The following is a 15,173-nucleotide window of genomic DNA, read 5'->3' on the forward strand; positions in this document are numbered from 1 at the left end:
TGGCACTATCACAAACAAAACACACTGTTGAGTTCTCAAACAACACCCACACACCGCTCCCCGACGACCTCACAGTCACCGACTCGCGGGGCTCGCTGCCCATTTCGGGGCAACTTCTCCAGTGTAAGTCGCTCGCTCGCCCTAGTCAAAACCAGGCCAGCCGCTCTCCCACTCCGGATCGCCACCCGCTCGCTGGGCCCTCGCCTCTCGGCTCCGGCCCCGCTCCCTGGCGGCTCCGATAAAGTTACACGGCCACCGACAGAACACCTAATCGCCAGGTCAGCGAGGCTTTCGGTGTGTAGGCCCCAGCTTCGCCCCGACGCGCCTTCGGTTTGAAGTCTGCGGCGCAACCGGAAAGGGCAGGGAAGATCGCCGTCACCATCTGGGCGGGGCGGCCCGTCTCACTCATGGAGGGTGAGGTCATCCGCCACGGCCGATATATCGACGTTGACCATCCTCTGTCGACGCTGAGTCTCGAGTATGGCGTCGCGTAGACCCGGATCGATGTCGACCACGTGCAACTCGACGCCAAAGACGCCGGCGGCATGCTTGACCCAGCCGGTGATCGACGACCGCGCTTCCTCGCTCGCGAACACGATGATCGGCCGCACGTCGTTGTAGGCCGGTTCGCTCCGAAGAAGCGCGAGCTTCAGAACGTCCTGGGCGATCTTCTTCAGCTGGCCGCCCTTGAGCCTTCCCTGTCGCGCATACGCTTCCACCGCGAACTTGCCGTCTTCGCTCCGAGCGTCGAGGTGGATGCGCACTCCCCCGCTGAGCGTCAGCGATTCCCCACGGACCAGCGCCACTCCGAGCTTGGTCGCCAGTGCGTCGACGATCGCGCTCTCGGCATCCCGCTGGACTGCGGAGTCGCTCTGATGTGGGGCCATGAAGGCCAGCCTACTGCCGCCCACGGCCAGCTACTGCGCAACGAACTGACCGAGGATGGTCCTCACAGGCCGACCCTCAGCCCAGCCCGTTCTGGCGCTGGTACTCCTCGGTCGTCATCTGCACGAGCCGCGAGTAGCGGCCCTCCACGTTGTCCACGTAGCCGATCGTCCGCACGTAGGGCGCGATCACGTGCACCTTCTGCAGCGGCGTCACGATGAGCAACTGGATTCCGAGTTTGGCGAACAGCTCCAGCGCGAAGCGGGTGGAGGCGTCCGAGCCGCGGCCAAAAGCCTCGTCGATTACCGCGAACCGGAAGTCCCGGGCCTTGGCCGCTCCCCACTCCAGGCCGAACTGGTAGGCCAGCGAGGCGGCGAGAATGGTGTAGGCCAGTTTCTCCTTCTGCCCGCCCGACTTGCCGTCGGAGTCGCGGTAGTGCTCGAACTCGCGGTCCGTCTCGCGGTCGCGCTCGGAGGCGGAGAAGGTGAACCAGTTGCGCACGTCGGTGACGCGCAGGCGCCACGCGCGGTCCGACTCACTGTGGCCCTCGCGGCCGCGGAGCCGCTCGAGGATGGCGCGCACCTGCTCGTACCGGCTCTCGGAGTACTGCCCGTCGCCGCCGAACGCGTCGTCGGTGACCCCGCGTAGGTCGGCGCGGAACTGGCGCACCTCCTGGTTGACCGTGTTCTCGCAGTCCAGGCGGACGAACCGCCCCGGGTTGAAGTCGATCGCGCCCAGTGCCTCGTTGGTCTTCTCGATCTTCTGCCCGATGTCGTCGGCCTGACGCAGCAGCCAGTTGTGGAAGCCGGCGAGCTCGCGGATGGTGTTCTTGCGCAGCTGGCTCTCGAACTCGTCGACGAAGCGCGGGAGGTCGTCGTCGGCCAGTCGGGCGTGGAACCGCACGTACTCAGCGCGGGCGGCCACGGCCGCATCCATCTCCTTGGTCTGCTCCGGCCAGGTGCGACGAATCTCGGCCATGGCCTGGTGGATCCGCGTGGTGAGGCCGTTGAGTTCGCGCTGGGCGCGCTCGACGTCCGCGTCGATCGCATCCGACAGCGCCGCCTCGGCGGAATGGGCCTCGTCAGCGGTCTGTGCCAGCTCGGCGCCCGGGTCCTCGCCGTAGCCGAGCCGCTCGCGCAACCGCGGGTACACCTCGCGGGCGGACTCCAATAGAGCCTCGTCCAGCTCGTCGATCACCCGCTGGTCCCGGAGCATCTGGCGCTGCTCGTGGTCGATGCTGCTCTGCCAGCGGCTGCGGTGGTCGGACAGTTCCCGCTCGTCGTCGGCCACGGTGGCGGCGCGGGCGTCGAGGTCGGCGATCCGCTGGTCGATCTCAGACAGCTCGTCGCTGCCGCGGACAAGCCGCTGCCGCTCGGCCTCGGCGGAGTCGGCGCGCTGCTGGGCCTCGGCCCAGTCCAGGTCCCGCCAGGACGGGTACTCGGCCAGCCGCACCAGCGCGGTGCAGGCCTGGCCGGCCGCGGTCTGCTCGGCGGTGGCGGCGTCGAGCCGGGTGGCCAGTTCGACGACCTCGGCCTCGAGCCGGGCGCACCGGGCGCGCAGGGCGTCGACCTTGTCCTCGTTGCGCCAGCCCAGCACCCAGTTCCGGGCGTCGGTGGTGGCGGTGCGGTCGTCCTTGACGTGCCGGTTGCGGGAGCGGACCTGCCCCTGGACGGTCACGGCGCGGTCGGCGCCGCGGAACTGCTCCATGGTCTGCGCGCACAGGTGGTCGGCGCGGGCGTAGAGCTCCTTGGCGAGGTAGCCGCGCAGCGGCGAGTCGGCGATCTCCACCGTGTCCGCGAGCAGCAGCCCGTCGGTCTGCGGCCGCTGCAGCGGGACGTGCTTCTCGGGGACCCGCTCGTAGACCAGCCGCACGCCCACCTCGCGGCCGTCGGCGCGGCGCGAGGTGAGCCGGCGGGAGTCCACCCAGTCGGCCACGGCGGCGTAGTGCTCCTGCGGCACGAGCAGGGACAGGGCGAAGCCGCGTAGGACGCGCTCGGCGGCGCCGCGCCACTGGGCGTGCTCGGCGGCGATGTCCATCAGCTCGCCGGCGAAGGGCAGATCGGCGGCGTCCAGGCCGAGTTCAGCGCACAGCTGCGCGCGCACCTGCAGCTGCTCGGTGGGCAGGTTGCTGGTCCGCCCGGTCAGGCCGGTCAGCTCCTGCTGCACCTCACGCAGCTGGCGTTTGCGCTCGCCGTGCTCCATGACCAGCGCGTTGTGGCGGGTGGCCAGGTCGACACCGTGGGAGTCCAGCTCGGCCTCACGTGCAGCGATCGCCTCGGGTAGGCGGGTGAAGGCCGCCTCGTCGGTGACGGGGTCCAGGCCGGCGCGGGTCACCGCGTCGGTGAACCGATCCCGACGACGACGACGCTCCTCCAGCTGCTCCCGGGCCGCGGCGGCATCTCGCTCGAGGTCGCCTATGCGGTTGCCGCCGGATTCGGCGCGCGCGGTGACCAGGGCCTCGCGCTCGGTGGCCAGTTCTCTGGCCTTCTCCCGGAGGCGGACCACCTCGGTGTTGGCGGAGGCGACCTCGGTGGTCAGCGTGTCGATCTCAGCTTGGCGCAGGGAGATGCGGAGCTCGGCGAAGTACGGGCGCAGGGCCAGTCGCTCCTCGCGCAGCCGTTCGCGGCGCTCGAGCGCGGTGTCGTAGGTGTGGATCTGCTCGACCAGCGGTTCGAGGGCGGCGAGCTGGGTCCGGGCGCGGGTGACGGCGTCGTGCGCGCGGGTGAGGTCCTCGAAGTGGCGCAGGATGCCTTCGATGCGGGCGGAGGCGTCCACGGGTTCGAGCATGTGGGTGCGGACGAACTCGTTGAGGTCGCCGACGGACTTCATGGAGATGGTCTGGTGGAACAGTTCCATGGCCTGCTCCGAGCGGATGCCGAGCAGGCGTCGCATGGCGCGTCCGTAGGTCGGAAAGTCCTTGTCCACCACGGCCCCGCTGTCGCGCAGGCGGGTGATGAGGGCGCCGAGGTCGGAGCCGAAGCCGGTGAAGTCCGGGTCGATGGACAGCGCCCGGTCGGCGGTGATGAAGCGCCGCCACGGCTGGCCGGTGGCCTCCTGCTGCTGGAAGACCTGGGCGAGGGTGACCTCCTCGCCGTACCCCTCGTTGCGGAAGACGCCGAGGATCACCGAGTACGAGTGGCCGTCGCGCAGCCCGACCGAGCGGACGCTGCCGGTGGCCTCGTTGCGCTCGGTCTTGTGATGGCCCTCGACGTACGAGCGCAGGGTGCGTTCCTTGCGGGAGGCGCCGGCGGCCTTGTTGTAGTCGATCCGGTGCGAGGGCAGCATCAGCGTGCTCACCGCGTCCACCAGGGTGGACTTGCCGCTGCCGATGTCGCCGGTGAGCAGCAGGGTCTCCCCCGCCGGCTCGAGGTTCCACACCCGGGAGTCGAAGGTACCCCAGTTGAGGACCTCGAGGCGGGCCAGTCGGAAGCCGGGGCGCTCACCGCTGCCGAGCTCGACGGAGGAGAACAGGCCGCTAGTCATCCGTGTCTCCCGCGTCCGTGCTGGTGGGTTCAGGTGCGTCCGCGTCGGCGTACTCGGCGAGCTTGGCCGAGAAGTCCGAGAGCGTCTCGGCGTCCACATAGGCCTTGAGGATGCGGCGGACCTCCCACTCCCCCTTGCGGTCCTTGAGTTGGCGCAAGAAGCCCATGCCGACCAGCCGATTGATGGAGGCGTCGATCTGGTGCTGCTCGCGCGCCTCGTCGGTGCTGCGGTGAAGGAAGAGCTGGATCATCTCCACGATCTCGTCGTGGGTGAGCACCAGCTGGCCGGGGTCGCCGGCCGACTCGAACTCGGCCAGGCGCTTGCGCAACAAGACCAGCAGGAGGCTGTCGGCGTACGTCAGCGTTCGTCGCCGGATGACACGAGGAAGAGCGTTCTCGCCCTCCGGGGTGTCAGCGGTCCGCAGGTAGGCGTAGCCCTCGTCGTCGTCGACAACAACCTCGAGTCCCACGACGGCGAAGTGGTCACGGACGGCGCCCTGGTGACGCACCAGGTCGTCCCAGGCGTCGGACTCCTGGTACACGACACCCTGCATGAGGCGGATGGCGCTGACCGCCACGGCGCGCTCGGGGGTGACACGGCCGGTGGTGACACGGTCCCCGACGGCATGGTCGGAGGTGCTGGATCCGGAGGCGGTCATCGGCGGGTGACCTCCACCCGCGGCATCGTCGCGCGCATGTGCCTGCCTGCCTCGTGGTACTCGATCACGGTCTCCTCATGCTCGTGGGTGGTCACCTCGAGATCGTCCTCGTCCAGCGCCAGGTAGCCGACGATCTCCGCCGCGCCGTGCTGGAGCGGGTACAGGGAGATGATGTCCTCCAGCCGCGCGGTGCCGTGCACCGGGATCAGCGCACGGATGCGGGTGGCCAGGCGCGCGGGATCCACCACGACCTGGTTGGCCAGCACCGAGGTGTCGACCTCCTCCGCCTCGACCGGCTCCAGGTCGCTGTTGACCTCCGAGGCCGGCCGCACGGTGAACAGCGGGCGATCCGTCGGCAGGGCCACGTCGATGCTGGTCTCCTCCAGCTCCAGCCCGAAGCCCGGCAGCTCGCCCTCGCGCAGGTGGAGCGCGGTGGTCTCGATCTGGCGCACCAGGTCCAGCACGCGGCGGTTCTCCAGCCACACCTGGTCGTCGGTGAAGCGGCGCAGCTGCTCGGAGATGCTGCGGACGGTGTGCTGGGTGCGCTCGGCGGCCTCGGCCCAGCTGTGGTGGATGGTGCGCATCCGGCGATCCCCGGCCAGGTCCTCCACCCCGGACAACCGGTCCAGGAGCATGGACAGCTCCTCCTGGCCCGAGGTGGACAGCAGCAGGTCGTAGAACGCCTGGAAGCTACGGCCCTGATCGGAGGAGTCGATCATGCTGCGGCCGTGGACGAGCTCGGCCAGCAGCTCGCCCTTGCTGCCCCGCCACGTGGCGATGCGTTCGCGCGCCGAGCGGTCCAGGGCGCGGAAGTTCTCCTCCACCTGCCGGAAATCGGCCAGCAGGTCGCGGGCGGTGGCGGCGAACTGCTGGTAGCGCTCGCGGACCGCGGTGCGGTCCAGCAGGCCGGCCTGCGGATCCTCGCGGAGCTGGGCGATCTCCCGCTCGATGTCCTGCTTTCGGCGCTCGAGCTGGTCCAGGCGCTTGGCCGGATCGGACTCGGTGCCCTGCGCGATCTGGCGCAGCAGGTCCACCGCGGTCTGCAGGCGCGACTCGGTGCCGACGAACGACTGCTCTGCCAAGCCCTGCACCCAGGCGTAGGCCTTCTCCAGTGCCGGGGTGGCGTCGTAGTGGATCTCATCCGCGCCCAGCGGATAGAAGCGACGCAGGAAGCCCGACTCGGGCGCGGCCCAGTCGACGAGGTACTCCGCGGCCGTGCGCACGAATCGCGGGTTGGCCGGGTCCTGGGTGTTGATCGCGTACAGCTGGTCGTCCAGCGCCGCGACGAGCTCACTCTCCGGGCTCGCCCCGCGCCCCTCCTCCACGAAGAACCGGCCCAGCACCGTGAGCAGCAGCGGCGCGTGGGTGGCGCGCAGCATCCGCCAGGCGGGATGCCGCTCGCGCAGCGCCTCGATCTGCGCATACTCCACGTGGGGCTCCTCGCGGTGGGCGGACTGTCGGTACGGCGGCTCGTGCGCCGAGGGGACAGTCTAGGAGCGGAGGGTGAAACGTCCACGCGGGGGCGAGGTGGGATGGTCACTGAGCTGAGTGAAACGTCGATAACATTGAGTCGGCGGCTTTCAGAACCTAGGCCAACCTCAGCCGAACAGCGTCGACAGAGACGGGCGGCGCCAATATGCCTTCAGGAGACCTAATACAGGTCATTGACACCTCAGCCGCGACTACAACCCTACCGACCTCTCCTGGGTCCTCTACGGAGAAAGTGCGGAGAGACTAGATTAGGGCGAGGTGAGCCCCTGGGCCTCTGCGGGAAGAACGAAGAGGCGATGTCTCGGCGACAGTCGGAGGGCTAATCGAACCGATGCAGGGTATCCAGCCTCTGCGGATTCTACGCTTTCATGATCACGCTGGAGCTCTAGCGCCCGACCACAATGAACACCCTGGCCAGTCACGAGGGCAATAACGTCGCCCACCGCTACACCGTGGGCCAGGCTGTAGTAACCAGCGATGTGCTTTTGGTAGACCTTGTCCGGCCGACCGAGCTCTACACCCTTCAGCTTCACGAAATGTCCTGCAACAACGCTCGCTACCGCCTCGAATAGAGCCACGCAGAAGGCGCTGACAACTTCAATATAAGCTTGCATCAATTCGAAGGACAATAGCTCTGATTGCCAGCCGTGCGACGCTTCGTTTCGACGATGGGCGAGATCGTCAATAATCTGTGTCGAAGCAGCGGCGTCTGGGAAGAGTCGATCCATCGCTTTCACAAGTGCCTCGGCGGATTCAACTGTCCCCACTGGGATGCCTATCCGTTCGAACATGTTCCTAATGACAGGCCACCGGAAGTTAGCCGTATGGTGACTGAAAACGCCATTATTCAGCCTAACGGGCATGTAATCCCCGATAGCATGGTGAAGCCCCGCCACCAGGTCCCTCTCGCTCAGGGATCCGTGATACCGCCCCTCTTGAATTTGGAGCAACACTCCCGTAGTCAAGGACCGATGCGTTTGCTTCAGCTTGTCGGGTAGCTGACTGTAATCATCGCACGCGTTCGACATCAAGCGAGCGGCATCCTGCACGAGACCTTCAACATACTGCTCGAGCGCCGCGTAAAGACCGACCACAGCGCCCGTGTAATAGAATTTGTGCGTCGTTGCCGTGGGCGGCGCGGTAGACTGAATGGACCTAATGGCGGCGGCTGCGGAGAGCGGATTATCAGACTCGTCCTCCAACCCTTCATTCCGATTAACGAGACTGGCCACCGATTCGGCAAAAGCAAGATTGGCGCGAAGCTCGCTGGCCGAGGCGACAAACCGAGTCAAGTTGGCCCTCATGGCTTCGCCCGGTATTCGCCATGCAGCAGTACAGACGTGATCAAATCCTCGACAAGGGCGTCGCGTTCGCGCAGGTTCGACATGTTGGTCATGCGGGCGTCAAAGCTCGCAACGTGCTGCTGATAAAAGACCGGCATCGCTTCCCTGAACTCGCTCGCGCGCGCCCTCAGTTCCCCCGCATCAGCTAGGTGCTGACTAAAGGCGAACATGATCGCGTCGTAAGCGGTGGTTGTTGGTCTTTCTAGCCAACCCCAATGGCCGTGACGGTGGCGCCAAAGCCAAAAGGCCCGGTCTCCGAGGACTTCATGCACCAATTCAACCGTCGACACAAATAGATCGTCGAGATTTTTTAAGACCGGTTCAGCAAGAAGGTTTCCCTCCCGCAGATACCGGTCCAGATAAGTGCGTAAAGACCCGCCGCCTATGCGCCGTCTCTGGCGGTGAGCAAAAAAGCGCAATACCAGCTCAACGTCCTGCATTGTCCTATAGTGCTTATTGTCCCTAACTTCCGGCCTAGGCTCGCCGGTGGAGGATTCGAAAGGGTCCGGGCCGGGTATGCCCCACATCGAACAAAGATGTGCGTTGCGCGAAAGGCGGATACACATCCGGTTCAGCGGCCCATTATAAATAGCGTTGCGTGCCTCTTGTTCCTTAAGTGCTTCGCCCCCGCTATTAATCCTTTCGAAGACCATCTGCTTAAGTCGCTCTGCTTCCTCGGGAGTCTTTGCAGTTTCACGGAGAAGGATGATCGACGAGAGGTAGCGTCGGTCGATGCCTCGCCGAACCTGCTCCGGCAACTCCGAGTAGCTCCTACCTTCAAGCTCCGGCCACTCTGTCAAGTCTTTCAGTATCAACTGATCGCGATAGAAGGCAGAGATTGCCGTCAGCCTTTGGAGCCCATCCATGACCTCGTAATGCGAGTATTGATCTTCGTACAGGAAGATTGGGGGCACCGGCACGTTCATAATGAATGACTCAATTAACCGAGATTGCTTCTCTTCAGACCACCGATGGCGACGCTGAAACTCAGGGTTGAGTTCGTAGTCTCCACTTTCCACCATTGTCGTTATCGTTGAAAGCGGATAACGCGCCTGCTCGGTAACTATGCGAACTTCGCCGGAAGCGTACTTTTCGTCTATGGCGGCATCAGTAGGACTGCCCGACACCATCGGGTTCGGGTCGAAATCTAGTTTCTCCCCCTCAAACAGGACAGCGGTTGGAGGATTTGTATTCACTGGTTGAGCCTCAGTTCCATCCGGCGGATTTTCGCCACTCTGCGTTCCCACGTTGTCCTCCCGGATACGTTAAGCGGTGCGGACAGCGAATAGGAGCCAGCACCAGACGACCTAGGTCGTGACTCTACGACACCAGGGGCCCAAGGATGTGCGCTGGAACTGGAGGCTCACCCATGTATGAACTCTGGCATGAGTTTCACAAGGCGACGTCGTTCCCGGTTGCTACGGTCGGACTACTTCGAGGTCACGTGGTGAGAGCGTGGCGCGCGTGAGTAAGTGAGCGATACTAGGGGCGCGGGGCCTGAACGTGTTGCAGTTCAGGACCGCGTCCGTAGCTACCCGCGACTATTGGGAAACTGTCCGCGGACGGCTAGATGGTGACACACTCAGCGCCTCTCGATGCCACTGGCGAGCCCCACTATGCGGTTTGGATCCGGAAGAGCCCACGAGCGATAAGTCACTAATAGCGCCCGACGATCATGGACCGCCACGCCGTGGTGGCCCACCCGATCTGCAGCATGCCGAGCAGGCCTTCCGCATGACCGAGTCAGGCCCCGGGGCAAGTCCTGTCTTCCACTGGACCAGCCACTCCGACTGGGTACACCTGACCGTGGTGCTCGCCGAACTGGCGGTCGCCCGCTACCTGCAGCACCTCACGGGCGCACCAACTAAGAAAATCCTCGGAACCCTCGATCCCCTGCGCGCGGTCGTGGTCGCCATTGGAGACAAGGTACCGATGTCAAGCCACCAGCGATGAAGCGCTAGCGGACTTATCGACGCCGTCAACGCGGGTCGCTTGAAGTTCCTAGAGCTCAGGTCGGGCTTTAGGTAAACTGTCGCAGCATCTCCACCGCCGTCTACAGGCGCGACTCGGTGCCCCGAAGGACTTCTCGGACTGGCGCTGAGCTTAGGCGCAGGCCTTCTCCACGGCCGGGGTGGCGTCGCAGTGAATCTCGTCGGCGCCCAGCGGGCAGAAGCGGCGCAGGGAGCCCGCCTCCGGGCCGGCCTAGTCCGCCATGTACTCGTCGGCCGTGCGCAGGAACCGCGGGTTGCTCGGGCCCTGGGCGTTGCTGGCGTACAGCTGGTCGTCCAGCGCCGCCGCCAACTACCCCTACCCCTCCCAGCTGACACCCCCGGTCCTTCTACACGAAAAACAGGCCCAACACCGTGAGCAGCAGCGTCGCGTTCTTGGCGCGCAGCGTCCACCAGGCGGCGTGCCGTTCACGCAGCGTTTGCTCCGCGCATACTTTGCGTGCGGCTCCTTGAGGTGGGTCGGCTGTCGGTGACGGTGGCTCGTGCGCCGAGCGGGCAGTCTCGGAGCGGGGGCCGAGAAGCCCGCGGCGGGCCGAGGGCGGGGGCGAAGTTCACCTAGTCAGCGCGGTTCGGCGGCTCTCAGCTCCTGGAAACGCTGACCGACGCAGCGGCAGCTGCAAGAGATTGAGTGTCTGACTGCAGGTGACGGGGGACAATGTGCCGAGGACAGCGAACTCGAGATGACGACTTAGCCGACGAAGACCGCCAGTCGCCCAACACCGCCAGAAGGAACCGATGAGCACTAGTCTTGAATCTGTACGGGACGCCCTCCGTCAATTCGTAGCTGACCGAGAGTGGGGGCAGTTCCATACCGCAGGGAACCTCGCAAAATCCATTTCGATCGGAGCTGGGGAGTTATTAGAAAATTACCAGTGGTCGGATAATGCTGACACCGCTGCGGTCAAATACGAACTCGCCGACGTCCTCACCTATGCATATCTCCTAGCCGACAAAATCGGCCTTGACCCTCATGAGATCATTATTGAGAAGTTGGCGATTACCGATGAGAAATATCCCGTCGAACGCTCGCGAGGCAGGAGTGAAAAATATGACCGGCTTCCGGATTGAGCCAACACGTCTTGACGCCGAGTCAATCAAGGCCCTATCCACACTGGACCCAAAGATCTCTAATTGGCCAGTCGTCTACACTCTCGATAGCACAGGTGAAATCTATGTCGGCGAATCCATCAATGGATCTGGCCGACTCCACCAACACCTCGATAACCCGACCAAAAATCACCTAACTAACGTCCGGATCATAATCGGCGAGACATTTAACAAGTCCGTTTGCCTCGACCTTGAGTCGTATCTAATCCGCCTGTTCGCAGGCGATGGCAAATACGAAGTACTCAACCGCAACGACGGCATCGCTGACGCGGACTACTACGGTCGTCAACACTACCAGAACTCGTTCGAAGAAATCTTCGAACAACTCCGCAAGCTCGGCATGTTCACCCGCAGTGTTCGAGCAATCGAGAACACCGACCTTTTCAAATTATCGCCATTCAAGGCGCTGACTCCGGACCAAGCAATTGCTGTTGAAGACATTCTCAGCGGCCTATTCGACGATCTAGAGCACAAGACATCGAGTCGGATTATTGTGAATGGCGACCCAGGAACAGGAAAAACTGTCGTCGCGATCTATCTCATGAAACTACTTGCCGACATCAAACATCTTCGGAACTTCGAGACGAATGACGGCGATTCGATCCTCAGCGAGTTCTTCACTGAGGGCTATCCTGAGCTGTTAAAGAACTTTCGAATCGGCCTAGTCGTTCCGCAGCAGTCACTGCGCAGATCCATCCAATCGGTATTCAGAAAAACACCAGGGCTCGACCCAGACTCGGTCCTCACCCCCTTCCAAGTAGGTCTCGGCACCACCCCATTCGACCTATTAATAGTCGATGAAACGCACCGTTTAACTCAACGCGCTAATCAAACTTCCGCCGACCTAAATACTAAGTACCGCGTTATCAACGAAAAGCTATTTGGGGCCGACGACCCAAAGTACACCCAAATTGACTGGATAAACCACAGTAGTACGCATCAAATCTACTTGCTCGACGCGGACCAAAGTGTCCGCCCTATGGATGTGTCCGCAGAAACGCTAGAATCTTTATGGTCAACAGTAGATCCCACAAGCCGAATATACCCGCTGACTTCACAAATGCGCGTCAAGGCTGGGCAGAACTACGTTCAATATATAAAGGACGTTCTCTCACAGCGCCAAGATAAACCCGTGCGTTTCGAGGGTTACGACCTCCGGTTTTTCGACCATTTTCCCGCCATGCTTAACGAGATTCGCGCTCGCGAGGACGACACCGGGCTTTCTCGAATGCTCGCAGGCTACGCCTGGGAATGGAGATCCAGCAAGGACAGTGGAGTTTACGACATAACGATCGATGGGGTGCAGCTCAGGTGGAACAAAGTGATCGTCGACTGGGTTAATTCACCCTCATCGGTGAACGAAGTTGGGTCAATCCATACAATTCAAGGATATGACCTGAATTACGCGGGCGTTATCATCGGCCCAGACCTTCGTCTCGATCCGCGAACTGGATCGCTAGCGTTTGATCGGTCCAATTACTTTGACAGGAAAGGCAAGCAGAAAAACTCGGACGGCAGACCTGTTACGGACGACGAGCTATTGGAGTTCGTCAAGAACATCTATGCCGTGTTGCTGACCCGAGGTATGCGCGGCACCTACATCTACGCTTGTGACCCGCCGCTGCGAGAGTACCTACGAGGTTTCTTTCACAACTATTCCGGCTAGTGCCCCCAGTCGGACTCGAACCGACACTGAAACGGTTTTAAGCCGTCTGCCTCTGCCAATTGGGCTATGGGGGCTTGCTGGCGCCGCCGGTGCGGAACCGGGTGGCGCGCAGGGCGCCGTACCGGGCTAGCCGGCCAGGCGGGGCAGCGCCGACATCGCAATGCCGTCCAGGATGTCCTTCTCACTCACCGTGAGCTCCGACAGCCCCGCGCGCTCAAACATCTCATCACACAACGCCTGCACCACGATCGCTCCCCCACCGATCACGTCCGCGCGGCCCGGATGCATCGGCCCCAGGCTGCGGCGCTCGGTCACCGTCGACACCACCAGGCGGTCGCACACCTCTCGCATCCGGTCCAGCGGGATGACGCTGCCGTGGATCCGCTCGGGATCGTACTTCCCAAGTTTCTGCGCCAGCGCGCTCATCGTGGTGAAGGTGCCAGCCACGCCCACCCAGCGGGCGGCGCGGCCCACCGGAACATCGCCCGCCTCGGCCAGCGCCTCGGCGATCACCGCCCGAGCCTCGGCGATCTCGTCGGCCGTGGGCGGGTCCGAGTGCAGCACCCGCTCGGTGATCCGCACACAGCCGATGTCCAGGCTGCGCGCGCCCAACAACCGCACCTCGCCGCCGACGAGCTCGCCCACCACGATCTCCGTGGACCCGCCGCCGAGGTCGGTCACTACGAACGGCCCGTCGGCTGGCGAGAGATCCGAGACACCGCCGGCGAAAGTCAGCTCGGCCTCGGTCTGCCCGGAGATCACCTCGGCCACCGCACCCGGGAAGTGCGCGCCCAGCACCTCGGCGGTCATGCCGAAGAACTCGTCCTTGTTGGCCGCATCGCGGGTCGCGGAGGTGGCCACCATCCGCACCGACTGCACGCGGAGCTCGGCCATGGTCGCCGCGTAGTCGGTAAGGGCCGTGCGACAGCGGGAGATCGCGCCCTCGGAGAGTCGGCCGGTCGCGTCGACGCCCTCGCCGAGGCGGATGATCCGCATCTCGCGCACCACGTCGGTCAGCCCGGGCTCGCCGGGGATACCCTCGGCGACGAGCAGGCGGATGGAGTTGGTACCGCAGTCGATCGCGCCGACGCGCACAGCAGCGGTCACTGCTCGTCCATGGCGAGGTAGTCGGGCACACCCAGCTCCTCGGGAGTGGGCCAGTCGGAAGGCAGCGCGGTCCCGCGCAGCCCGGCCTCGCAGGCCAGCGCCACCGACTCATCGCCCAGCCGGACCACGCCCGGCCCCTCTGCCAGCGCGTACGCCATGAGCACGTGCAGGCACTTGACGCGCTCGGGCATGCCGCCACCGCTGAAGTCCGTGCCCAGGTCCTCGATCGCGTTCCGCTTCTCCAGGTACCGCCTGTGCGCCTGCAGATAGTTGGCGGCCAGCTCGGGCTCGTTGGCCAACCTCGTCGTCATCCCCCTCATGATCCCCGCGGATTCCTGACGGCTCGCCTCGGCGGTGAGCCGCGGATCGGTGAGGTAATACAGCGTGGGGAACGGGGTGCCGTCCTCGAGCCGCGGCGCGGTCTTGACTACCCCGGGCCGCCCGTCGGGGCTGCGGTAGGACACCTCCAGCACCCCGCGCGGCGGCCGGCCCAGCTGGGCGGCGATCGCGTCGAGGTCAACTTGGGACACGCTCTGTTCGGCGCTCACGCTAGGGGTTCTCCTGTGGTTGTTCCTGGACGCCGCCCGGGATGGGGGCGGCGGGGTCGTCACCGCCGGGCAAACCGTCAGGGACGACCGGTACGGCCGGGGTGTCGGGGCCGCCGGGGATGGACGTGCCCTCGAGCAACGCCGAGTCCTCCGGCATGATCGGGTCGGTCGGCTCGGAGATCGACCGCCACACCCGCGTCTGCCACGGCAGCGCCGCGATCTCCGCCGCCCGCTGCTCGGCCGCCGCCTGCTCCACCGGATCCACCATGGACACCCGGTACGGCGTCTCCCCCGGCTTCACGGCGCCGAAGCGGATGCGGGCCTGCTGCTCGATGTACGCCGGGTCGGACAGCAGTTCCTGCTCGGCCTCGAGCTCGGCGATCGTCGCCTCGATCGCGGCCCGCTCCTGCGCCACGGCCTTTTCGTCGCGCAGGAACTGGTAGTGGTTGCGCAACGGGAACGAGACGGTGACCAGGAGGATTATGGCGACGACGGCGAGGAGTCCAATCCGCCGCGGGGTGTAGTTCCGCGGCCCCAGCAGGGTGTCGGACAGGTCCGTGCGCGTGGTGAGACGGTGGGCCTCCGGATGCGCGGTGGTGCCGACCCGGCCGGAGCGGGCGGACGCCGGGACGGGCCGGTCGCGTTCGCGGCTCGGCGTCCGCCGGCGGGGCGGGTGCCGGCGAGTGCCGTCGCCGGGCTGGTCGGTCCCGGCTCCCACGGCGCCGTCATCGCCTGCACCGCGGCCGCCGGCGCCGCGCGCGTCGGCTCCGGTGCCGCGGCCGCCGGTGGTCCCACGGCCCGCCCCGGTCGCCCGGCGTCGGATGGCACCCGACGCCTCACCGGGCCGTCGGGACGACGCGCGATCGCGTGCGTCTC

The 15,173-nt window shown here is 64.9% G+C and carries 12 protein-coding genes and 1 tRNA gene; 3 read left to right on the forward strand and 10 right to left on the reverse strand.

The window, feature by feature from the left end; genetic code table 11:
- Window positions 1–401: 401 nt before the first annotated feature.
- From C3V38_RS00645 to C3V38_RS00665, 6 genes are all read right to left on the reverse strand, one after another.
- Window positions 402–887 (reverse strand): hypothetical protein, encoded by a 486-nt coding sequence (locus C3V38_RS00645; RefSeq protein ID WP_129591145.1) that lies wholly within the window; start codon window positions 885–887, stop codon window positions 402–404.
- Between the two features lie 76 nt (window positions 888–963).
- The gene (locus tag C3V38_RS00650; RefSeq protein ID WP_106384879.1) at window positions 964–4,368 is read right to left on the reverse strand and encodes an ATP-binding protein; all 3,405 of its coding nucleotides are present in this window, start codon (window positions 4,366–4,368) and stop codon (window positions 964–966) included.
- The gene (locus C3V38_RS00655) at window positions 4,361–5,026 is read right to left on the reverse strand and encodes a DUF4194 domain-containing protein (RefSeq protein ID WP_106384880.1); all 666 of its coding nucleotides are present in this window, start codon (window positions 5,024–5,026) and stop codon (window positions 4,361–4,363) included. Before C3V38_RS00655 ends, C3V38_RS00650 begins: the two co-directional genes overlap by 8 nt.
- Complete coding sequence (locus C3V38_RS00660) at window positions 5,023–6,456, reverse strand: DUF3375 domain-containing protein (RefSeq protein ID WP_106384881.1); 1,434 nt, start codon at window positions 6,454–6,456, stop codon at window positions 5,023–5,025. The genes C3V38_RS00655 and C3V38_RS00660 overlap by 4 nt, the downstream gene beginning before the upstream one ends.
- A 309-nt stretch (window positions 6,457–6,765) precedes the next feature.
- On the reverse strand, window positions 6,766–7,821 hold the full coding sequence (locus tag C3V38_RS17310) for a HEPN domain-containing protein (RefSeq protein WP_129591146.1): 1,056 nt from the start codon (window positions 7,819–7,821) through the stop codon (window positions 6,766–6,768).
- Window positions 7,818–9,107, reverse strand: a complete 1,290-nt coding sequence (locus C3V38_RS00665) for a DUF262 domain-containing protein (protein WP_217354155.1) — start codon at window positions 9,105–9,107, stop codon at window positions 7,818–7,820. Before C3V38_RS00665 ends, C3V38_RS17310 begins: the two co-directional genes overlap by 4 nt.
- 487 nt (window positions 9,108–9,594) lie before the next feature.
- On the opposite strand from C3V38_RS00665, the gene C3V38_RS17315 reads away from it, so the two are divergent.
- The 3 genes from C3V38_RS17315 to C3V38_RS00675 all read left to right on the forward strand — a co-directional run bounded on the left by C3V38_RS17315 (window position 9,595) and on the right by C3V38_RS00675 (window position 12,642).
- Window positions 9,595–9,813 (forward strand): hypothetical protein, encoded by a 219-nt coding sequence (locus C3V38_RS17315; protein WP_129591147.1) that lies wholly within the window; start codon window positions 9,595–9,597, stop codon window positions 9,811–9,813.
- Between the two features lie 791 nt (window positions 9,814–10,604).
- Entirely contained in the window at window positions 10,605–10,937 is a 333-nt protein-coding gene (locus C3V38_RS00670) for a nucleotide pyrophosphohydrolase (RefSeq protein ID WP_106384883.1), read from the forward strand.
- The gene (locus C3V38_RS00675) at window positions 10,918–12,642 is read left to right on the forward strand and encodes a DUF2075 domain-containing protein (RefSeq protein ID WP_106384884.1); all 1,725 of its coding nucleotides are present in this window, start codon (window positions 10,918–10,920) and stop codon (window positions 12,640–12,642) included. The genes C3V38_RS00670 and C3V38_RS00675 overlap by 20 nt, the downstream gene beginning before the upstream one ends.
- On the opposite strand, the gene C3V38_RS00680 is transcribed toward C3V38_RS00675, so the two are convergent.
- From C3V38_RS00680 to C3V38_RS00695, 4 genes are all read right to left on the reverse strand, one after another.
- Window positions 12,643–12,716, reverse strand: a tRNA-Leu gene (locus C3V38_RS00680). It lies immediately after the preceding gene.
- A gap of 52 nt (window positions 12,717–12,768) precedes the next feature.
- The gene (locus tag C3V38_RS00685; RefSeq protein ID WP_106384885.1) at window positions 12,769–13,749 is read right to left on the reverse strand and encodes a Ppx/GppA phosphatase family protein; all 981 of its coding nucleotides are present in this window, start codon (window positions 13,747–13,749) and stop codon (window positions 12,769–12,771) included.
- Window positions 13,746–14,297, reverse strand: coding sequence for a DUF501 domain-containing protein (locus tag C3V38_RS00690; protein WP_106384886.1), 552 nt, complete (start codon window positions 14,295–14,297; stop codon window positions 13,746–13,748). The genes C3V38_RS00685 and C3V38_RS00690 overlap by 4 nt, the downstream gene beginning before the upstream one ends.
- Before the next feature lies 1 nt (window position 14,298).
- Window positions 14,299–15,015, reverse strand: a complete 717-nt coding sequence (locus C3V38_RS00695) for a septum formation initiator family protein (protein ID WP_254426035.1) — start codon at window positions 15,013–15,015, stop codon at window positions 14,299–14,301.
- Window positions 15,016–15,173 lie beyond the last annotated feature (158 nt).

Source organism: Dietzia sp. oral taxon 368 (assembly GCF_002999155.1).
GTDB lineage: Bacteria > Actinomycetota > Actinomycetes > Mycobacteriales > Mycobacteriaceae > Dietzia > Dietzia cinnamea.

Coding starts and splice junctions, on each gene's coding strand:
- C3V38_RS00645 (WP_129591145.1), bottom strand. CDS start 887: ATGGCCCCACATCAGAGCGACTCCGCAGTCCAGCGGGATGCCGAGAGC.
- C3V38_RS00650 (WP_106384879.1), bottom strand. CDS start 4,368: ATGACTAGCGGCCTGTTCTCCTCCGTCGAGCTCGGCAGCGGTGAGCGC.
- C3V38_RS00655 (WP_106384880.1), bottom strand. CDS start 5,026: ATGACCGCCTCCGGATCCAGCACCTCCGACCATGCCGTCGGGGACCGT.
- C3V38_RS17310 (WP_129591146.1), bottom strand. CDS start 7,821: ATGAGGGCCAACTTGACTCGGTTTGTCGCCTCGGCCAGCGAGCTTCGC.
- C3V38_RS17315 (WP_129591147.1), top strand. CDS start 9,595: ATGACCGAGTCAGGCCCCGGGGCAAGTCCTGTCTTCCACTGGACCAGC.
- C3V38_RS00670 (WP_106384883.1), top strand. CDS start 10,605: ATGAGCACTAGTCTTGAATCTGTACGGGACGCCCTCCGTCAATTCGTA.
- C3V38_RS00675 (WP_106384884.1), top strand. CDS start 10,918: ATGACCGGCTTCCGGATTGAGCCAACACGTCTTGACGCCGAGTCAATC.